Raw genomic sequence first — 21,973 nt, 5'->3', positions numbered from 1 at the left:
TACTATGTCAGACATTTACATTTTATCAATAGACACCGCGACTCCGCTTTGTTCAGTTTCGTTATCGAAAAATGGGAGTACGGTATATGAGTTAGTTGGCGATGAACCAAATATGCATGCCTCTTCATTAACATTGTTCGTCCAACTCGTGCTCGAAGAAGGGAATGTGGATATGAGTCAGCTTTCCGCAGTAGCGGTTAGTAAAGGCCCTGGTTCTTATACAGGACTTCGAATAGGGGTTTCTGTTGCTAAAGGATTATGTTATGCACTAGATATCCCAATGATCGCAAATAATACGTTAGAGGCGATGTTTTCAGGTTTTAGGGGCTTATCTACGAAAGCTGATGAATCAACCTTGTTTTTTCCAATGATAGATGCGAGGAGACAGGAGGTTTATACGCAGGTCTTTTCTCTCAATGGAGAGATAATTGAAGAGACTAAGGCGTTAATAGTTGATGCCGATACTTTCAATACTTATTTGGAAAATGGTAACAACTTAATCTTTTTCGGGTCCGGAGCGGATAAATTTGAGGAACTTTTCAGTAGTCAGTCTGCTATCCAAATTCAAGTTGGTTTCGATACGAAGGCAAGTTTCCAAGATGCGATTTCATTTGAGAAATTTCAACAGAATCAATTCGAAGACGTCGCTTATTTTGAGCCTTTTTACCTCAAAGATTTTGTAGTCAGCGCGCCGAAGAAATCTCCTTTACTATAACCACTGTTTTCTTTTAAACCAGATATAGATAATTACGGACAAAAATCCCATACCGCCTAAAACAGCGGAGTACCCATAATACCATTCCAGTTCAGGCATGTGTTTGAAGTTCATGCCGTATATGCCTACTATGAATGTTAATGGCATAAAAAACACAGATATTATGGTCAGTGTTCTCATTATCTCATTGGTATGATTTGATTCGATATTGAAATATATCGACAGAAGTTGTGCCGTGTTCTCTCCAATATTCCGATATAGGGTATTTGTTCTAGCATACAAATCACGTAAATCCTGTGTATATATGTTTTGATACTCAGGCATATGAAAGTAGTCTACGATATCTTTGTAGAACGTGAGGATAATCCGAATAAGGTCAATCTGTCGTTTTAGATAGTACAGCTTGCGCAAGAAAGGTTTTCTGCGGTTATGTAGAAAAACTATCTCCTCATATAAGTCAAGCTTGGTCGATAGACTGTTCACCACTAAGTTTTCAAACGTTTTTATGGAAGACGAAACAAGCGTGTTAACCAGGCTTTTACTCGATTTAAATCGCTTATTGTTTTTATCCATGTCTATAAGTTCTTGAAGAACAGGGATATCATAGCGATGGGTAGTAATAAGAAAATCCTCATCATAAAAGATGGAGATTCTATTGGTTACTTCGATCAAATGATCGGAATTTTCAGGAAAATCATCTGCAATAAATCGAATAATTAAAAAATGGTAAGAGTCAAATTCTTCGATTTTAGGTAAATGTCCGGTTTCTAAACAGTCCTTAATTGAAGCGTCATTTAGATTGTATCTATCTTTAAGTTCTTTGAAATCTTCAATAGTCGGGTTGCTGATATCGAACCAATCAAATCCGTTTTGCTCCTTGCTTAGAATCTGTTTTACCATAATCAAATTTAGTATTTGTTATTAAGTTTTTAATATATATACCAAAAGTTTTAGATCACTTATAATTAAGGCCTTTTTTGAGAAATAAGGATAGATCTATAAATGACGCTTCGACAAAGCGGCTTCCATGTTGAATGCTTTTCAAACAGCTTTTTTAGCGGTTAGTCATTTTCTACTTGATTTAAAAAAGAAAACGCCGCTAACATAAATTAGCGGCGTTTTCTTTTTTAAATATTTGTGCTATTATTTCTTTTCAGCAGTTTGTGTTGTTTTGTATTCGCTATTCAACGATTCAATTACAGCTTTCGTAATATCTGATGCTGGATCAGCATAAAGTACAGCTGGATTTGTTTTAGAATAAGTTAATACAAATTTGTATCCTTTTTCTTCTGCGTGTTTCTTTAAATAGTCTGTAACTGTCGTATACACTTTATTGAATTCAGTGCTTTCGTCTTGTGCTATAGATTGAGAAGCATTTTGATCTAAACGTTGAATCTCTTGTTGTCTTCTCATTAATCGTTCTTCTGTTGCTTGACGGTCTGTAGCACTCATAGTACCCGCTTTTTGCTGGTATTCAGCAACCTCGCGTTGATATGCTTGACCCTTCGCTTGTAAATCGCTTTGTGCTTTTTTCACTTTCGCTTCTAGTTTTGCGCGAATATCTTTGAAGTATTGATATTGCTCCGATAATGAGTCCGAATTCACATAAACAATCTTGTCTTCTTTTGCTTCTGCTACGGCATTTGTTGCCGCTGGAGTAGCAGTTGTCGACTTGGTTTCACCTTGTTGATTACATGCAACCACTGATGCTGTAGCTAACAGGCCTAGGGTCAATTTTGCTATTTTATTCATTCTATAGTGTATTTCTATTTTATTAACGACAAACCTAAGATAAAAAATTTAAATTTTCTAGTTGTTAAGGTTAAAAGCCGTTAAAAATCTCTATTGCGGGGTTTATGAAAACTAAAGTTTTTGAGAGCGTTTTTAACGTGATATTGTTTGATATTTAGCTTAAAAATTCGTATTTTTGAAAGTTAATCATCGTAATTTTAAGGTATTTTCATGAGCGAAGAAAATAAAAATGCATCTACGTATTCAGCAGACAATATTCAAGTATTAGAAGGTCTGGAAGCAGTGCGTAAGCGCCCTTCCATGTACATTGGTGATACCGGTGTGAAAGGTCTACATCACTTGGTATATGAAGTCGTCGATAACTCAATTGACGAAGCTGTTGCGGGTTATTGTGATGATATTATTGTCACAATTTTTCAAGATAATTCGATTTCTGTAAGCGATAATGGTCGTGGTATCCCTACGGGTATCAACAAGAAAGAGAATAAGTCAGCTCTTGAGCTGGTTATGACAATATTACACGCTGGCGGTAAATTCGATAAAGATACCTATAAGGTGTCTGGCGGTTTACACGGTGTCGGCGTATCCTGTGTTAATGCTTTGTCTACAAAGTTACGTGCAGAGGTACACCGTGAGGGTAAAATCTTTGTTCAAGAATATGCACAAGGAAAACCTCAGTTTGATGTGAAAGAAATAGGAGTATCGGAAAAGAATGGTACTATCGTTACATTCCATCCAGATCCAGAGATTTTTACTACAACTACGGTTTACAATTATGATACTTTAGCAAATCGTTTGCGCGAGCTAGCGTTCCTTAACAAAGGAATTCATTTAGCGTTGATTGATGAGCGTGAAATATTGGATGACGGCTCTTTCAAAAGAGATGACTTCTTTTCTGAAGGTGGTTTACAAGAATTTGTTAAGTTCCTAGATGGTAATCGCCAATCTATAATTGCTGAACCTATTTATGTAGAAGGTGTTAAACAAGGTGTACCCGTTGAGTTATCATTTCAATACAACGATACGTATTCTGAAAATGTTCACTCTTACGTGAATAATATCAATACGATTGAAGGTGGTTCTCACGTTGCAGGTTTCCGTCGTGGACTAACACGTACATTGAAAAAATATGCGGATGATTCAGGTTTATTGAAGAATCTAAAAATCGATATCCAAGGAGATGATTTCCGCGAGGGTTTAACGGCAGTTATTTCTGTAAAAGTAGCCGAGCCTCAGTTTGAGGGACAGACTAAGACAAAGTTAGGTAACTCTGAAGTAATGGGTGCTGTTGACGTTGCTGTTGGTGAGATTTTAAGCTCTTACTTAGAGGAAAACCCAAGAGAAGCAAAGTTAATCGTCCAGAAGGTTATTGTTGCTGCCCAAGCTCGTGCTGCGGCGCGTAAAGCAAGGGAGCTAGTACAGCGTAAGACTGTTATGGGAGGTTCAGGTCTTCCAGGTAAGTTGGCAGACTGTTCAAACAATGATCCTGCGAAATGTGAGTTATTCCTTGTCGAGGGAGATTCTGCGGGCGGAACTGCGAAGCAAGGTCGCGATCGTATGTACCAAGCGATTATGCCTTTACGTGGTAAGATTCTAAACGTAGAAAAAGCGATGGAACATAAGATCTACGAAAATGAGGAGATCAAGAATATGTTTACAGCTTTAGGAGTTAGTATTGGTACAGCAGAAGATTCGAAAGCTTTAAATACGGATAAACTTCGTTATCATAAAGTGATAATCATGACGGATGCTGATGTCGACGGTTCTCACATCGCGACATTATTATTGACATTCTACTTCCGTTATATGAAGGAATTAATTGAGCGTGGCTATGTTTATATCGCTACACCTCCTTTGTATATGGTTAAAAAAGGTAAAGAATTTGAATATGCTTGGACAGAGGATCAGCGTTTAGCGGCAATCCAACGTTTAAAAGGAGCTGGTAAAGAAGATAGTGTACATGTTCAACGTTATAAAGGTCTTGGTGAGATGAATGCCGAGCAATTGTGGGATACAACAATGGATCCAGAACGTCGTACATTACGTCAAGTTACGATTGAAAATGCAGCAGAATGTGATCGCATTTTCTCTATGTTAATGGGAGATGAAGTTGCTCCTCGACGTGAGTTTATTGAGCGTAATGCGAAATATGCTAAAATAGATATCTAGGAATTAAGTATAATTCAAAGAGATCAGATTATAAAATAGAAAAAAGGGGCTGTCTAAAAAGGTCTCTTAAAGAAAGAACCCCGTCATTAAAAAATGGCGGGGTTTTTCTGTTTTTTTGTCCTTAAGATTTTGTATCTTAAGGTGCACCCAAAAAAACAATATGGCAAACATACAATTCAAAGCGCTTCCATCCAATAGTCCGAGTCTATTTCCTGAGAATATTTTAGATCGTATTCCAATGAACCATCCGGTTCGGTTGGTGAGTCAGGTTGTTGATCAGTTGGATCTAGATCATATTATCCGTCAGTATAAAGGCGGAGGCACCACTAGTTTTCACCCTAGAATGCTCATTAAGGTGCTGTTCTACGCCTATTTAAGCAATATCTATTCTTGCCGAAAAATTGAGCGCGCCTTACAAGAGAATATCCATTTCATGTGGCTTTCGGGCAATAGCACACCTGATTATCGTACAATCAATTATTTCAGAGGAAAGCGTCTTAAAGGACAGATACAAGAGCTGTTTGCAAGTATCGTTCGTATGCTGCATGATATGGAGTATGTTAGCCTGAAAGTTCAATATGTTGATGGCACCAAGATCGAGTCGGTCGCTGGTCGTTATACGTTCGTTTGGAAGAAATCGGTCGAGAAGAATAAGGTAAAGCTAGAAGCAAACATTGCTTCGGTTCTTTCGGAAATCGAGGCTCAGATCGCCCAAGACCAATCTTCATTAGGGCATCAAGAAGTTAGCAAGGCCATTGATAGCAGTCGGTTGAAGGAAAAGATCGAAGCGATCAATGCCAAGTTCAAAGGAGCCAATAAATCTACTGATAAGCAGCTTAAGAAACTTGAAGAGGACTATTTGCCTCGACTAGAGAAATATGAAGAGCAACTGGAAGTACTGGGAGATCGCAATAGTTATAGCAAGACCGATACCGATGCTGTGTTTATGCGGATGAAAGAGGACCACATGAAGAATGGCCAGCTTAAGCCAGCCTATAATACCCAAATCAGCACCGAAGATCAGTTCATCACCCATTACAGCATCCATCAAACAACTGCCGACACCACAACCCTGCCGGAACATTTGGAAGGCTTTGAGTCCCATTACGGAAAACAAAGCGAACAGCTTGTAGCAGACGCCGGTTATGGTAGTGAACAGAACTATGAATTGATGGAAAAACAGGGCATAACTGCCTTTGTCAAGTACAATTACTTTCATGTGGAACAGAAGCGCAAGCATAAACAGGATCCTTTCTCGGTACAGAATCTGTATTACAACCAGCAAGATGACTATTATGTATGTCCGGCCGGACAGAAGCTCAGCTATATCGGTCATGCAACCAGAGTTAGTACCAATGGATATACTGCCCGGGTAAGCTGTTATCAGGCTCAGCGATGCGAAGGCTGCCCAATGCGCAGTGGGTGCCATAAAGCAAAAGGCAATCGTATTATTGAAGTGAACCACAGGCTTGATCAGCTCAAGGCTAAAGCCCGAAAAAGACTGCTATCAGAAGAGGGAATGTACCATCGAAGCAAGCGACCCATAGAAGTGGAAGCTGTTTTCGGTCAGATGAAAAGCAACAACAAGTTTACCCGGTTCACGATGAAAGGACTGGAGAAAGTCGCTGTAGAGTTCGGTTTGATGGCCATTGCTCATAACCTCAGAAAATGGGCAAAAAAGTGGGCAAACGATGTCTTGTTTCGAAATGGTTATAGCGATAAAACACTATATACGATAAAAATTGGAGTCAGGAGCGTTAAAACCACAAAATATAGACTTACTGCTTAAAACTCAAAAATGAAAACAGTAATGGAATCGCAAAAGCTATAAAACAGAAGAAGGTGCCTTTTTAGACACCTTCTTTTTTTATCTTGTACTGGACATGAATGAGATATCTTTTGTCTCTAATATATCTTTAGAGTAACCATGCAAACTTACATTGATCATGGCGTCACCAACTTCTTCTAAAGTCAAGAAATAACTCGGATTAAGCGGACGAAAAAGAGACATAAATCCAATAAGTGGCTTCAAAGATGGTTTTACATGTTTGGCATTTTTGAAAGGCTTCATAAATGCTGGACGAAAGTTATAAACTTGAAGCGGTAATTTTAAAAGATCATTTTCTGTCTTTCCTTTTACTCTTGCCCACATTGTTTTTTTCTTTTCTGTAGAGTCGGTTCCAGCACCAGAAACATAGCAAAACGTCATTTGTGGATTAACATTTGCAAGCATCTCAGCGAAATGTAGGGTCAAATCATAGGTTGTACGTGTATAGTCTGCTTCGTTCATACCAATTGAAGAGATGCCGAGGCAGAAAAAGCAGGCATCGTACCCTTTTACGATATTTTGAATAGCAGTTAAGTCGAAAAAATCATCAATTAATACTTCCTCGATTTTGCTGTCTTGATAACCAGAAGATTTTCTGTTTATCAACAAGATTTTTTCCACCTGATCATTCTGTAAGCATTCCTGCAATACACCTTCTCCAACCATTCCTGTTGCTCCAGTTATCAAAACTTTTATTTTCATCGCTATCCAATATTTTCTTTACTTAACTTCTATAGCTGCTGCAGCTAGCAGGTATTTTATTAGAATTCATCAATCCTTCAGTTTTACCTATCAAAAGTTGTACTAAAAATTTGTAACGTGCTCAATTTTATAGGTTATTACCTAAAATTTGTAGCAAATCCTCCTCGATAACCTAATTATCGAGGAAATCTAACGCTGATGGTCTCTTTAAAGAGATGTAATCTAAATATTATTAATGATAATTAATTTCTTAATAAATAAAACGATGTGTTAGATTGCTTCTTCTTAATCAACAGGTTATGATAGTTTTTGTTGGCTTAATACTCTTATTTTTAGGACTCAGTTCTATTGTTATTGCTCAAGAGGCGGAAGAGAATTATGTTGAAAATATCGCCAATTCTAGTCTCGAGGAAGAGCAAATACATGAAGGTTTGATAGAGCACCAAGAGTATCTTGAAGAACTTAGACGTAAGCCAATTAATCTAAATCAAGTAGATCGTGCAAGCCTTCAAAAAATACCTTTTTTAAGTTTTTATCAAATCGAGCAATTTCTACGACACAGAGAGCTCGCTGGTGATTTTATTTCCATTTATGAGCTACAAGCGATTGCTGGTTTTGACATCGAAACGGTAGAAATGCTGCTGCCACTCGTCACAATTAATGAATCTACCCGACTCATCCCGCCAAGTTCATCCATAAGTAAGGGTAAGGGATATATTATGAGCAGCATCGCTCGCCAATTAGAGATCAAACGTGGTTTCCAAATTTCAGATACACTTCGATCACGATATTTGGGGGATCCGAATCGTATACTAGTTAGAATACGACATAAAATTCAAAACAGATATTACTTATCGATTAATGCTAAGAAGGATCCCGGAGAGCCATTTTTCAATAGAAAGCAACGCTATGGCTTTGATTACTATTCAGGCTCCCTTTTAGCCAAAGATGTTGGTAGAATGGAGAAGCTCGTAATTGGGGATTATAATCTCCAGTTTGGACAAGGATTAACGCTTTGGTCGGGGGGACAGTTTACACGTGGAAATGCGGTGCTGCAAACAACCAGTTTAGGGGCAGGTATTCGTCAGCATACCGGAATGCGTGAGTCGGGATATTTTAGAGGAATTGCGTTAACGACAAAATTTCGACGCACAAAGTTAACTCCCTTTGTGTCTTACAATGCATTGACAGGTAATCTGGCATCGAGGGAAGGAGCAACGGTGATTACAGGTTTCAATGCATCCGGACTTCATCGAACTGCCTACGAACTGCGGAATAGGAGGGCTGTAAAGCAAAGGGTCTATGGCTTGAATGCAGAATATGATAAATCTCGCCTCAAGATGGGGATCACTTATCTAGGAACTGACTTTAAACATGATGTTTCGCCGTCTCAGCAAGCATATAATGAATATCGCTTTAAAGGTAGACACTTACGACAGTTAGGAATTTATGGACAATACACATCCCTCAATACCTTTTTCTATGGGGAAACAGCACACAGTATAAATACAGGCTGGGCGCATATGATGGGGTCTGTCGTATCCTTGGGGAAAAAGTTTTCAGTTGGAATAAATTATAGAAACTATCAGTCGAATTATCATCAATTCTACGCTGAAGGATATGGGAGATTATCAACACTCGGCAATGAAAGGGGGGTATATTTCGCATTGAGATACCATCCATCAAGAAGCTGGGATCTATCTACTGCTATCGATTTCCACAAATTTCCTGATTTACGCTATCGAGCAAGGCTACCCAGTCAAGGAAGCTTATTCTATAGCCAAATACAAAGAATTTGGTATAAACGTGGTGCTATTGCTCTCCGATATCAGCATCGTGAATACGAGGAGAATTACCTTGCTAAATTTAAGGTTTATGATGAATTAGCAAAGGTGAAGAAGGATCAAATACGAATAAATTTTCATTATAAAATTTCGACTAATTGGGAGATTGCAAATCGCGTTGAATTCACCCATTTTTCAAAATCAATGGAGCACAAGCAAAATGGTGTGCTTGCATATCAGGATTTTCAATGGCAAGATGTTGAAAAGCGGTGGAAAGCAAGTGTGCGCATGATCTATTTTGATATAGATAGTTACAATGCTAGAATATACAGTTTCGAACGCGATATGCTTTACTCTCTATCCTTTCCATTCTATTACCATAGAGGGGCTCGTCTTTATATCAATCAACGTGTCAAACTAAATAAAAAATGGGCAATCTGGGCGAAGGTAGGCTGGACAAGATATTTCGATCAGGATTCGTATGGTTCGGCCTTGATTTAGTAGAGAAGAACCGTCGTACAGAGATTCGTTTTCAAATTCGATATCAATGATGAGCCAATTTGAATTTAAATTAGGCATAGCAAAATCTCCATGCTTTAAGCTATTGATTCCATTTTGTTTAGGTATTATCATTGTCTACGTCAATGATGTAAACCAAAGCGAACTGACTCATCTCTTTACATTTCTCTTGGGTTTACTACCAGTGCTTTTCCTACTGAATCGAAAAAATCAAAGCCCAGCTACATCCTGCTATTTATTCATTTGTTTTTTATTCTTTGGAATGCAGTTGACTTTGAATCAGCTACCACAATTGAATGCCGAAGATCTTGAGAATAATCAAGTATGGCTAGCAATTTTGGAAGAAGAACCAATCGAACGGGAAAAGGTAATTCGGTTTAAACTAAACCTTCTAGGACGTATTGATCGACAAAAAGTAAAGCAGCTTGCACAGCCTGTACCTGTTCAAGGTTTACTTCAAAAAGATAGTCTGCTTAATCAGTATGGGGAGCTCGGGGATACTATCCTTATAAAAGGACGCATTACAAACATAAGTAAGATGAGAAATCCTAATGCGTTTGATTATAAAGCTTATTTAAAGAGCCAAGGTGTCCAGTATCAAATTTGGTTTCGAACGAATGATTATAAGATTATCGCAAATCAAGCTCAACGAAACTTTGAAAGTATAATTTCCAATAGACGAAGATTACTGTATCGAAGATTTCATGATTATATTCCCGATCAGACCTATGCGTCTTTAGCGGCAGCGATTACATTTGGATACAGAACTGAGATAAGTTCAAAGCTAATGGAAACATTCTCCACAACAGGTACCATACATATCTTAAGTGTTTCAGGGATGCATGTAGGTATTCTATTTGGGTTTTTAAGCTTAGTACTTATGCCGTTGCGCTTGATTAAACATGGAAGACTGATAGCAATTGTACTAGCGTTATTGTTGATCTGGTTATTTGCCTTGCTTTGTGGACTTGTACCGGCAGTATTAAGAGCAACAGTCATGTTTAGTCTATTCTTAATTGCTTTGTGGGCAAGAAGAGATTTAATTGGTATGAATTCCTTAGCGGGTTCCGCACTCATATTACTAATTGCGAATCCGTTGAATTTATTTGATATGGGATTTCAATTATCATACCTCGCTGTTTTCGGGATAATGAGTACAATGCCCATCTTCAAACGATTTTACTATTCGTTTAATAGCGGAGTAAAAGAGATACTTGATATCGTTTACATGAGTATGGGTGCACAAATCAGTACTACTGCGTTAGCAACGTATTACTTTCAACAATTTCCAACTTATTTTCTCGTTGGTAACCTAATAATGGCGATTCCTTCAAGCTTAATATTAATTGCTGGAATGTTCCTATCCCTTAGTCCGTTTAATAGTATCAACCATTTTCTGGGAACTAATATTCAATCCGTATTACTATACAGTCATAAGGCGCTGCAGTACATAGAATCGTTACCATTTTCTTCAATTAAAGGTATATCAATAAACTGGAAGGAGACCTTCGCAATATATTTCTTGTTAATGGTTTTACTGATAGCGCTGCGCTTTAAAAACAAATGGATGCTATTTGCAAGCATGCTCGCGGTACTGATTCTTGGAATGAATTCCTATCAAAAAAATGAAGCTTTGAATACCTATCAAGGACTTAGAATTTATCAAATGGGTCGAGAATATGCGATAGCATACATTCAAAGGAGGGAGGTCATTTTATTCGGATCAGCGGATACGATTAATCAACCTAATTTAAAATTCAATGTGCATCGCGATGTTTCCCAATTTGCAGGATTAAAACAGGTGAAATACCGTAAGCTGACAAAGGATAGAAACTATAGTTTGAAATTAGGAGAGCGCCATACTTTAGCAATTTGTAATAGCCATTGTACATCACAGGCAAAATTTATTCTTCTGAGAAATGATGCCCGATTAATATCCAATAATCGGACAAGCTTATTGGTATTTGATGGGAGTAACTCATGGTCTTCAATCCGACGATATACGACAGAATTAGACGGTCTAGCGCAGCCCTATTATATTTTGAAGGATAATTTTGCGTATGTTTGGGATGGATAAAACATGGAACAAACAAGTCTTTCTGTCTTAAAACAATACTGGGGATATGAGAAATTTCGTCCGTTGCAGGAAGAGATTATTCACGACGTGCTATTGGGTAAAGATACGCTTGCGTTGATGCCTACGGGCGGAGGGAAATCGCTTTGTTTTCAGGTTCCTAGTTTATTGAAAGATGGGATTTGTATAGTCATCAGCCCTTTGATAGCATTAATGAAGGATCAAGTTGAAAACCTTCGTAAGCGTGATATCCCAGCCATTGCAATTTTCTCAGGAATGTCTAAGCGGGAGGTCGATATTGCCTTAGATAACTGTATTTTCGGAAATATTAAGTTCCTCTATCTAGCTCCCGAGCGACTCTATTCTGATTTAGTTCAAGAACGAATCCGCCATATGAAGGTGAATTTATTCGCGATAGATGAAGCACATTGTATTTCGCAATGGGGATATGATTTCCGACCATCTTACTTAGAGTTAACGAAACTTCGTGAATTACATCCAGATGTTACCTTTTTAGCACTGACGGCTACAGCAACTCCAAGAGTAGTGTCCGATATTCAGGAGAAATTAGGATTCAAAGAGGAGAACGTTCTAAAGAAAAGTTTTCGACGTGAAAACTTAGGATACATGGTTTTCAATGAGGAAAACAAAATGGGGCGGATGCTGCGCGTTATCAAGAAGATGGGAGGGACAGGAATTGTATATGTTCGCAATCGACGTGAAACGCAAGAGGTAGCACGGTATCTATTGAACCATGGTGTCCCAGCAGATTTTTATCATGCCGGTTTAGAAATGTCCTCTCGAATGAAGAAACAAGAGGCATGGACAAAAAATAAAACGCGAGTAATCGTCGCTACCAATGCTTTCGGGATGGGAATAGACAAACCAGACGTTCGATTTGTTATTCATCTCGATATTCCTGATTCACTGGAAGCGTATTATCAAGAAGCTGGACGAGCTGGACGTGACGAAAAGAAAGCCTATCCCGTATTACTTTACCAGCAATCCGATCGCGATGAATTATGGGAAAATGTAGAGCTAAGCTTTCCTGATTTTACCTTTATACAGCAGTGCTATCACTATTTATGTAATTATTTTCAAATTGCTTTAGGAGCAGGACAGGGGATGGTCTTTGATTTTGATGTCGTTGAATTTTCTAAGAAATACAAATTGGAATTGTTGAAATCCATTAGTGCTTTAAAGTTTCTTGAACGTGATAAATGGCTAAGTCTTTCGGATGCGGTCTATATACCTGCACGCTTCAAATTTGAAGTCGGTTTCCAAGAACTCTACAAATTTCAGGTGAGTAGTGTCGCTTATGACAACCTGATCAAAGCAATTCTTCGTGTATATGGAGGGGTATTTGATTACTTTGTACCAATTAATGAATTTGAGCTGGCCAAAAAAATCGGAAAGTCAGTTGACGAAGTTATTCATATGCTCAAAATGATGCAGCAATATGAAATGGGAACTTACCTAGCGAAAACTGACAAACCACAGTTGCAGTTTCTCCAACCTCGGGTAGATTATAAAAACCTATATATCGATATGCCGTTTATTCAAGCTCGTAAAGCTTTCAAACAAGAGCAAGTTAAGGCAATCTACCATTATTTAGATACCAAAGAGTGCCGAAGTCTCGCTTTACAACACTATTTTGGGGAGCAAACGAATGAGGCTTGCGGTGTCTGCGATCTATGTGTTACGCGAGCATTTCGAGACAACGAGCGAAGCAAAATCACCCAAGAAATTCAACAAATACTCCTTGCGAACCCAAGAACACTTCATGACCTAATTGATTGTTTAAGCGTTGGAAAGGAAGAAACAAGACTCGAAGTCCTACGCGAATTATTGGATTCAGAGCAAGTTCTCTTGAAAGACAACCTTTATAGCTGGCCGGTTTTTTAGACAGTAGATTCGTATCACCCCAATCTGATAACTGTCTATATATCACTTAAAAATGTACTAAAACGCATTTTTTTAGATATAAAAAAAATGATACCTTTAAAGTAAACCAAATAGACTTTATATGGAACAATTTGTAATTTATCTGCCAGCAGCGCTAGCTGTATTGGGGTTGCTGTTCATGCTTTCGAAGGCAAGTTGGGTTGGGAAACAAGATGCGGGGGAAAGCCGAATGCAATTTATTTCCAAGAGCATCCAAGAGGGTGCCATGGCTTTCTTAAAAGCCGAGTACAAAATACTACTCATTTTCGTTGTCATTGCGTCAATCGCTTTGTTTATTGTTTCTACCCTAGTCGAAACAACACATTGGATTATTGTTGTCGCTTTTATCTTTGGTGCTTTCTTCTCTGCATTAGCTGGGAATATCGGAATGCGCATTGCGACTAAGGCTAATGTGCGCACAACTCAAGCAGCGAGAACTTCATTGCCCCAAGCCCTAAAGGTTTCTTTTACTGGAGGTACGGTAATGGGGTTAGGAGTGGCTGGCTTAGCAGTCTTAGGGCTCAGCATCTTTTTTCTATTGTTCCTCAAAATGTTTGTAACCAATACTAATTCGTTCTACGATGAAATGACGGTAGTATTGGAAGCTCTAGCAGGCTTCTCATTAGGAGCCGAATCTATTGCTTTATTTGCCCGAGTAGGCGGCGGTATTTATACGAAAGCTGCTGACGTAGGCGCGGATTTAGTAGGTAAAGTTGAGGCGGGTATTCCAGAAGATGACCCGCGTAACCCAGCAACCATTGCTGACAACGTAGGCGATAATGTAGGAGACGTTGCAGGGATGGGAGCGGATCTATTTGGTTCCTATGTAGCAACCGTACTCGCATCCATGGTTCTTGGAAACTATATAATCAAAGATATGTCGGAAGCGACAGGGACTACTTTTACAGATGCATTTAATGGTATGGGGCCAATCTTATTACCTATTGTGATTGCCGGAGTCGGTATTCTAGCCTCTATCATTGGAACTTTCTTAGTGAAAGTGAATAGTAATGATGCCAAGGAAGCACAGGTACAGCGGGCTTTAAACACCGGCAACTGGGCTTCAATAATCCTTACTGTCATTTCATGTTTCTTCTTGATCCAATATATGCTTCCGGAAACTATCCACATGAAGTTTTTCGGAGAGGGCTTTAAAGAAATTCCGCGCATGAATATCTTTTATTCTACAATTGTCGGATTGGCTGTAGGCGGATTAATATCATCGTTCACGGAATATTATACCGGCCTAGGCAAAAAGCCTGTGCTAAATATCGTTCAGAATTCGTCAACTGGCGCTGCTACCAATATTATCGCTGGATTGGCGACAGGGATGAAATCCACATTTTCTTCGGTCTTATTATTTGCGTTGGCGATATGGGGTTCATACGCTTTAGCTGGATTTTACGGAGTTGCTATTGCAGCTTCAGCAATGATGGCAACAACAGCAATGCAACTAGCAATCGATGCTTTTGGACCAATTGCTGACAATGCTGGTGGTATCGCAGAGATGAGTGAGCTACCTAAAGAAGTTAGACAGCGGACAGACGTATTAGATTCTGTAGGGAATACGACAGCAGCTGTAGGAAAGGGTTTTGCGATCGCTTCTGCAGCCCTAACTGCATTGGCCTTATTTGCTGCTTATGTAACTTTTACAGGTATTGATGGTATCAATATTTTTAAGGCTGATGTATTAGCTGCGCTATTTATCGGTGGTATGATTCCGGTTGTATTTTCTGCGCTTGCCATGCAATCTGTTGGAAAGGCGGCGATGGATATGGTAAATGAAGTTAGGCGTCAATTCAGAGAGATTCCAGGAATTCTTGAGGGAACAGCACAACCAGAATATGGTAAATGTGTGGATATCTCAACAAAAGCAGCATTACGTGAAATGATGTTGCCAGGTGCGATTACTATCATTACACCAATTATCGTAGGGTTTGTAATGGGAGCCGAGGCTTTAGGAGCATACATGGCCGGTGTTGCAGTATCAGGAGTCTTATGGGCAATCTTTCAAAACAACGCTGGAGGCGCATGGGATAATGCGAAGAAATCATTTGAAGCCGGAGTTATGATTAACGGAGAAATGACTTATAAAGGTTCCGATGCTCATAAAGCAGCTGTAACAGGCGATACGGTAGGTGACCCATTTAAGGATACCTCAGGGCCTTCTATGAACATTCTAATTAAACTCACTTGTTTAGTTGGTTTGGTCATTGCACCAATTCTAGGTGGACATCATCTCGCCGAACAAGCAAAAAAGCAAAAACAAGAAGTGAAAGAAAAAGCTATTGTAATAAACGATCAACAATCAAAACTTAAATAATAAAAACGCCGCCCATTGGGCGGCGTTTTTTATTGTTCAACTTATTCAACAATGATGAGTTGTATATTCTCTGCCCGTGAATTAACAGTTGGGTCATACATGCATTCTAACGTTGTAATCCCCGAATTGAACACACCTACATTATTTGCTTTAACCTCATATTCTACCTCCCGAACACCTTTTGCAAGGCTATCGAAGAAATAATTAGTGGAAGCATCTTTCAATGTGAAATAATAGCCTGCGCTCCAACGATACGGTCTTGCCCATTGATAGCCAGAAGCTTTATAAACCGGCTCAACTCCCGAAGGTCGACTATCTTTAAGATGTACATATGCTAAATTTTTATCATTGATAATTTTGATTCGCACTTTAATACGTTCGCCCAGTTTAGCCTCTTTCGTAGCAATCCATTTACCGTTCCGCTCCACCAAATATTCCTTACTTACTTTTAGCTCATGTGCATTCGATTTGATCGCTTCTACAGGAAGGAAATATTGATGATATATCCCACCATAAATAGTTCTGTCATTATTGTTGTTAACCTGAATCGACCTATTTTTTTGTCCCAATTCTTCTTTGTTGAAAATCTTACTCACTTGTCCTAGGCTAGCTTGCTCCAATGCGACAGACTGTTGATCGACTAAAACTTGAACGGTGTTTTCCATCGCAAAGTCTTGTGGATTATTTGTATATAAGAGCGCGTAAATCGCATCGACTGTCATCCAGGTACTTCTCCATGCATTAGATTCCTTCTTATAATATAACCATTGGCTAATCTCCATGAGTTTAGAAGGGTCATAACTCTTATAGGCTTCGATCATGTAAGTGTGCAAGCTAATATCATTATAACGATCATTAGAAGGCCAATAAGTCCCTTTATCTTTATCGAATATTGCCTCCTGTTGAATTCTATTTTTCAACTCATTGGCTTCTTTGCTAGAGCCATATAATTGATTTACCACCCAGGCTTTAGCAGCATAACCTGCCGGGCCTGCTGCGGTAAGTAAAGGAGCTTTAGCAATCTTCTTATTCAGTTGATTAGATATGTCTTTAGAGAGCTTAAAATAGCCATTCCAAAGATGTCTTGCATAGAGATAGTCTAACGCAAGTTCCGCAGAAGCTTTTTCTTTAAAAATGGTCGTATCCGCATCTAGGTATGTTGTTAAGCGTTTCATTTGCGCCTGTAGATCGGCGTCTACCAGCGATTTGTCTAGATATAACACTTTGCCGACAATTTCTAGAATTCGTATGGAAATATGTGTGTCTGCATTTCCACCTTCGAACCAAGGGAATGCCCCATTCGACAACTGCGCTTTAGCAAGTTTATTTTCCAGTAGATTGATGTCGCTTTGAATGTTGGAATTGAAAAGCTCTGCAAGCGCATTCAATTTCTTTTCGTCACCTTGAATATCGCGAAGCCATGGCATTTCTTGCATCTTCAGTTCATGAAGTGCTTCATTTTCTTCCAAACGACTCTTGGTCTCATTCGCTTTTATTTTTTTGAAATATTCTGCAATTGCAGGATAGTGATTTCCGATATACTGTACCATTTTCAAACCGAACCAGCGACTGCTACTTTGCTCTGTACATTCGTATGGATACTGATTTAGATAATCCAATGCAGAGATAATCTCTAAAATAGGATTACTTTGTACTTGTATTTTTGCCATTAGATTGTCTTTACCAGAAACTTCCAATGGAAAGGTCTTCGATTCATTGCCTTTTAAAGCGACCTTTTGACTTTCGAGAATTAATACTTTATTCGGAAGTATAGCAAGTTCTTGAATCTCACCGTCTGAAAACTCCTCGCTAGCGGCAATAACCTTCACTTGAATACTTGAATATTCTGCTGGAACCTTAATACGCCATTCGACTATTTGATTACTTTTCTTCGCTATTCTGAATGGCTTAATTAAATCCTCTTGCAGAAATAAGTCGCTTATATCCTTATTGTCAACAGGATTTATGAATGCAATCTTCGCTTGACCCGTTTGCTCTTCATCACTTAAGCTTTGAATTTGTGCTTTGATTATTATTTCATCTCCTTCACGCAAATATCGTGGTAGATTCGGACGTACCATAAGTTGTTTCTGTGTTTGCGTATAGAACGAAGCAGTTCCGGCTTCCAAATTCTTTCCATGTGCAAATAACATAAGTTTCCATTGTGTCAATGCCTCCGGAGTATCGAATTCAAAAGTTACATTCCCTTGCGCATCGGTATATAGCGTTGGCAAGAAAAACGCCGTTTCTTTTAAATTCGCACGCGAAGTTACAAGCTCTAGATTTACACTCGGTTGAGGAGTAGCAACCTCTACGTCACTTCCCTCAAAGCCTTTTGTCGTTCCAGTAACTGAACCTTCCGCTTTCTTTCTTTGCATTGGGGATAAGCTATTTTTTTGCTGCGAGTCTAACGATGCGACGCCACGAATGCCTGCTGCCGCTTCGAAAACCATACCCTCATTACCATACAGCATAGGTGAAGGGAAATGAATTAAAGGGTTATTCCAGAAATAATAATTAATCAGCGTCGGTAACTCGTTGCCTTGATATGGAAATGCAAGCAGATTAGGAAAGGATTGGCTTGCTTGCGTTTCTTGATTAAACGTATTTAAGATATATCGCAAGTTATTTCCATAATAGCGGTAATTTAATTGAAATTCTTTTGGGAAATTATTTTCTGAAAATTGGTTAAGCGATGCATCATACATGCTGGCTAACACTTCCGATTCCAATCCTCGTTGTTTCGATGTCAAACTAAAACTCCATTTTTCCTTACTTCCTGGCGATAGTTTATCTCTAAAGGTCGTCGTTTTAATAACAATTTCCTTATCCGTTCTTTTTATGTTCGCCTCCAGTTCTTTGTATTCCAATTGATTGTCATTCATGAATATCGCTGTCCATCGAAGTGGCGGATTTATATTTGAAGCATTGATGGTATAGCTATAATTTGCTTTCCCTTCTTTCAAAGGCAGGTGAATTGGAGTCCCCATTTTATTGCCAACAAACGAAACTAAGACTACATTCTTAGCTTCTTTTTTCTTCGATTCTACATGGATCGTTACTCGGTCACCAACGTCATAAACAGCTTTATCTAAGTAAGCCGAGAAAAAACTATGATCGGAATATTCCTTCGTCTTTTCATCGACTACCCAAACTGTACGCTGAGCAGAGATACTATCCTCACCTTGGACGCTACTAGCGACGATCTCGTAGATCCCGCGGCTATAAAGCTGACTATCTAATTTTATTAAATCACTCTCAGCAGTATTAAATTCGTAAGTAGCAATCAGTTCTCTTCGAACGGATTTCGATAATGTACTTTGATCAAAATATTGAGGGAAATAACGCTCATATTCTTGATCACTCAATGCTAAATATTCAACCTCGTTAAAGTATTGGATAAACGAATTCGAAATAACCTTATTTCCAGCAGTTTTTTTATAGATCTTGACCGGACCCTTCATTGCTAAGAATTGCCCATTTTGATTTTTAGAGCCTATTCGGAAACTTTTCCATTTACCTTCTATCGATTGTGATGCCGTTTCTATAGATAACCTCCAAGGCTTACTCGAATAGATGTAAGATCCTGCGGCAGTTTGCATTTCACCAGTTTGGTTAACAACTTCGATTGAAAAACCTAAATTGAAGTCGTCGAATTCCGCGAGAGCAGTGTCCGCAAGGGGAACTTTAATAACAAAATTCCCATCACTGTCGGTTCGACTTGAGCTGTCCCTAAGTATAAAGTTTCGATATCGACGAGCGTATGCGCTTGCATTTATCTTGTAATTAACGATAGCATCAATCAACGGAGCCCCCGATAGCATCAATGCCTTCCCTCGAATTTCTAATGTGTCTTTCTTTGAATATGTTTCGCGAATGGTATCCAGCGTAACCTTGAAGGTAGGACGTTTATATTCTTCAACTTGAATGTATCGATGATCTATATCCGATTTTTTATGAACAACAGCAATCGTAAAGTTTCCATTTAACGTAACAGAAGGTATTTTAAGCTTACCATTTACGGACCCGTAGGCATTACTTTTTAATTGCAGCGAATCTACCTTTTGTCCATTTGCATCGATTAGTCTTACCTCTACAAATTCATTGGCTAATGTTTTTCCATGTTGAGGATCCTGTAAATAGATGATTGACTTGAAGAAAACTTCTTGCCCAGGGCGATAAATCGTTCTATCAGAAAGCGTCTGCGCAGCGATTTCTGGTTCATCCTCTTGTTCGTCAGAACGATAATAATCGTTGTAAGATCGGAAGCTGCTATAGTTGATTAGTTGTTTTTCCTCTGGTAAATAGATATCATAGAGATCATAATCAATAGTCTTGGTGTTGTCCTCAGATTCGTACTCCATCACCCCATTTTTATCCGTCTTGAGGGTTTGGATAAGTTTAGCTTTCGAAGCACCTATCGGGCGACTGTAGAAGCTTAATTGCTTATTACTGTAAGGTAATCCGCTTTTTTTATTTAGAATTAGCGTTTTATATATGTTTTTCGAATCACTTTCCAATGTTTGTGTGTTAGCGAAAAGCAAATCACTAATTTGTAATTCAGAGTGAATTACTTTTGATAGAATACCATCATCTTTAAAATCTGCATTATTCGAATACAGCACGATGTATTTGCCATATTCTAAAGGATTTAATTTGTATATGGTCGAGTGATTCTTATAATCTTGAAATTTGTCCAGTGAAAGTTGATCTTCATTAATAAGCTTTCCATTGGCAGATACTAGTTGCGATAAGCTGTCCCTAATTACCTTGTATTCCGTGAGGTTATCCGGTGTGTTTGTTGTTTGGTAAACTCGTATGTATAGAGTTTTGAGATTCTTGTAATTAAGTTTGAAAGGACTGTATAATCCAGAAGGCTCTAGACGTTTATGCGATACGGATATTTCTGGTCGTAGAATGTTTGTTTCTAGATTCTTAACCACATTTATCCATTTGCTTTTTGGATACTCAGCTTTCGCTTTTTCAATGATGCTCAGCGCTTTCGGAGTATTATCAACTGAAAGGTATGCAGACGCGATTTCAAAATAGAGATAGGCATTATAGTCGCTCTTATTGTTATTTATTATATCTAAATAAACTTTTTCAAACTTGTCGTTACTATTTATTCTATTCGGATCTATTTTTTTTGACAACAGATATGAAATAGCATCAGCAGCGTTAATTTCTCTACTTCGCTTTAACAATTCGTCGATTAGCTTCTGCCTCTTTTCGATATTTTCTGCCTCATTCGTTCCTAAGTAAGTAATATAAGCATAGCTTAAATAATGATAGAGCGTTGGGCTCAATGAACTGTTATCCTGTGGGGACAGTACACTAATCCAATCCGTTAGTGGTTCTTTCAATAAGATTTGCTCTTCTTTTAGCGATAGGGCGTAAAGGGAATTAATCTGGGTAAGCTTATCGTTTCTGTTTTTCTGTAAAAAGCTATTCTTCGTTTCACTGAGCTCAAAATAAATATTCGATTCGAGGTATTGAGCATAGAAATTAGTGAGTACGCTTTTAATTAATGGACTTTTCGTCTTTTCAATAGTTGTTTCAAAGTGCTTTTGTCCCAATTCGAAAAATTCTTCCTCCTTTTTGTTAATTCGAAGTGTTGTCGATTCTGCAAAAAACGCTTTTACAAACATAGGGTCATCCTTATATTTTAGGGCGTAAGCTTTTACGTCTGCGAGCAAAGGCTTGGTCTGCTCATAATTCAAAATTGAAATCAATCGATCAATTTCTTTCCATTTATCAGCTATCGCTGCACTTTCTTGCTTGGATTGTCCCAATACTAGGGCAGGGATAAGCATAAGAAGGATTGAATAGAGTCTTTTCATAATATAGAGCATGCTAATGAGATATGATAGTTAAACTTTTTCCTATCTGATGCAAGATACTATAGAATTCCATACCTGCCTGAAAATTATTTTTTGATTGTAGATAGAATTTAGTGAAAACGAATCAGCGATTTTACCTCGGTTGGAAATACAAGGGGTGTATTTGGCGTTTGATCTACTTAGTAGATATTTGGACTTTCGCCGGAAACTATCGAATGATGTCCGACGAAAGTCCAAACCAAACTCGAGAAGAGTCTTAAACTATTCGGGTTGAATGCTTATGTTTTTACGAGTGGGATTACAAGCTTAAAATATCGAGAATC

General features: G+C 38.5%; 10 protein-coding genes and 1 pseudogene. 7 read left to right on the top strand and 4 right to left on the bottom strand.

Annotated elements, in window-relative coordinates; all coding sequences use genetic code 11:
• Positions 1–4: 4 nt before the first annotated feature.
• Positions 5–715, top strand: coding sequence for a tRNA (adenosine(37)-N6)-threonylcarbamoyltransferase complex dimerization subunit type 1 TsaB (gene tsaB / locus GFH32_RS13900; protein WP_153512164.1), 711 nt, complete (start codon positions 5–7; stop codon positions 713–715).
• Here the strand turns inward: tsaB and GFH32_RS13895 are convergent.
• Both GFH32_RS13895 and GFH32_RS13890 read right to left on the bottom strand, forming a co-directional pair.
• Complete coding sequence (locus GFH32_RS13895; protein ID WP_153512163.1) at positions 710–1,615, bottom strand: magnesium transporter CorA family protein; 906 nt, start codon at positions 1,613–1,615, stop codon at positions 710–712. The genes tsaB and GFH32_RS13895 overlap by 6 nt on opposite strands.
• Positions 1,616–1,858: 243 nt before the next feature.
• A complete protein-coding gene (locus GFH32_RS13890) occupies positions 1,859–2,467 on the bottom strand; it encodes an OmpH/Skp family outer membrane protein (protein WP_153512162.1) in 609 nt (202 codons plus the stop codon).
• A 210-nt stretch (positions 2,468–2,677) separates the two neighbouring features.
• Here GFH32_RS13890 and gyrB point away from each other — a divergent pair, with 210 nt between their 5' ends.
• Positions 2,678–4,636: a DNA topoisomerase (ATP-hydrolyzing) subunit B gene (gene gyrB / locus GFH32_RS13885; protein WP_153512161.1), complete on the top strand. Its 1,959-nt coding sequence runs from the start codon at positions 2,678–2,680 to the stop codon at positions 4,634–4,636.
• 160 nt (positions 4,637–4,796) lie between these two features.
• A pseudogene (locus GFH32_RS13880) lies at positions 4,797–6,317 on the top strand (IS1182 family transposase); the annotation flags it as partial.
• 186 nt (positions 6,318–6,503) lie between these two features.
• On the opposite strand, the gene GFH32_RS13875 reads toward GFH32_RS13880, so the two are convergent.
• The gene (locus tag GFH32_RS13875; protein ID WP_153512160.1) at positions 6,504–7,166 is read right to left on the bottom strand and encodes an NAD-dependent epimerase/dehydratase family protein; all 663 of its coding nucleotides are present in this window, start codon (positions 7,164–7,166) and stop codon (positions 6,504–6,506) included.
• 299 nt (positions 7,167–7,465) lie between these two features.
• Here GFH32_RS13875 and GFH32_RS13870 point away from each other — a divergent pair, with 299 nt between their 5' ends.
• The 4 genes from GFH32_RS13870 to GFH32_RS13855 all read left to right on the top strand — a co-directional run bounded on the left by GFH32_RS13870 (position 7,466) and on the right by GFH32_RS13855 (position 15,810).
• Positions 7,466–9,451 (top strand): ComEA family DNA-binding protein, encoded by a 1,986-nt coding sequence (locus GFH32_RS13870; protein WP_153512159.1) that lies wholly within the window; start codon positions 7,466–7,468, stop codon positions 9,449–9,451.
• A 46-nt stretch (positions 9,452–9,497) separates the two neighbouring features.
• On the top strand, positions 9,498–11,546 hold the full coding sequence (locus GFH32_RS13865; protein ID WP_153512158.1) for a ComEC/Rec2 family competence protein: 2,049 nt from the start codon (positions 9,498–9,500) through the stop codon (positions 11,544–11,546).
• Positions 11,547–11,549: 3 nt separating this feature from the next.
• A complete protein-coding gene (locus GFH32_RS13860) occupies positions 11,550–13,448 on the top strand; it encodes a RecQ family ATP-dependent DNA helicase (protein WP_153512157.1) in 1,899 nt (632 codons plus the stop codon).
• Between the two features lie 121 nt (positions 13,449–13,569).
• On the top strand, positions 13,570–15,810 hold the full coding sequence (locus GFH32_RS13855) for a sodium-translocating pyrophosphatase (protein ID WP_153512156.1): 2,241 nt from the start codon (positions 13,570–13,572) through the stop codon (positions 15,808–15,810).
• Positions 15,811–15,851: 41 nt separating this feature from the next.
• On the opposite strand, the gene GFH32_RS13850 is transcribed toward GFH32_RS13855, so the two are convergent.
• On the bottom strand, positions 15,852–21,650 hold the full coding sequence (locus GFH32_RS13850; RefSeq protein ID WP_160366876.1) for an alpha-2-macroglobulin family protein: 5,799 nt from the start codon (positions 21,648–21,650) through the stop codon (positions 15,852–15,854).
• Positions 21,651–21,973: the final 323 nt, after the last annotated feature.

It is taken from the genome of Sphingobacteruim zhuxiongii, assembly GCF_009557615.1.
Taxonomy (GTDB): Bacteria; Bacteroidota; Bacteroidia; order Sphingobacteriales; family Sphingobacteriaceae; genus Sphingobacterium; species Sphingobacterium zhuxiongii.
This window is presented reverse-complemented; position numbering and strand designations above follow the sequence as displayed.

Excerpts from the sequence above, each read along its gene's own strand:
- tsaB (WP_153512164.1), top strand. The coding sequence starts at position 5 with ATGTCAGACATTTACATTTTATCAATAGACACCGCGACTCCGCTTTGT.
- GFH32_RS13895 (WP_153512163.1), bottom strand. The coding sequence starts at position 1,615 with ATGGTAAAACAGATTCTAAGCAAGGAGCAAAACGGATTTGATTGGTTC.
- GFH32_RS13890 (WP_153512162.1), bottom strand. The coding sequence starts at position 2,467 with ATGAATAAAATAGCAAAATTGACCCTAGGCCTGTTAGCTACAGCATCA.
- gyrB (WP_153512161.1), top strand. The coding sequence starts at position 2,678 with ATGAGCGAAGAAAATAAAAATGCATCTACGTATTCAGCAGACAATATT.
- GFH32_RS13875 (WP_153512160.1), bottom strand. The coding sequence starts at position 7,166 with ATGAAAATAAAAGTTTTGATAACTGGAGCAACAGGAATGGTTGGAGAA.
- GFH32_RS13870 (WP_153512159.1), top strand. The coding sequence starts at position 7,466 with ATGATAGTTTTTGTTGGCTTAATACTCTTATTTTTAGGACTCAGTTCT.
- GFH32_RS13865 (WP_153512158.1), top strand. The coding sequence starts at position 9,498 with ATGATGAGCCAATTTGAATTTAAATTAGGCATAGCAAAATCTCCATGC.
- GFH32_RS13860 (WP_153512157.1), top strand. The coding sequence starts at position 11,550 with ATGGAACAAACAAGTCTTTCTGTCTTAAAACAATACTGGGGATATGAG.
- GFH32_RS13855 (WP_153512156.1), top strand. The coding sequence starts at position 13,570 with ATGGAACAATTTGTAATTTATCTGCCAGCAGCGCTAGCTGTATTGGGG.
- GFH32_RS13850 (WP_160366876.1), bottom strand. The coding sequence starts at position 21,650 with ATGAAAAGACTCTATTCAATCCTTCTTATGCTTATCCCTGCCCTAGTA.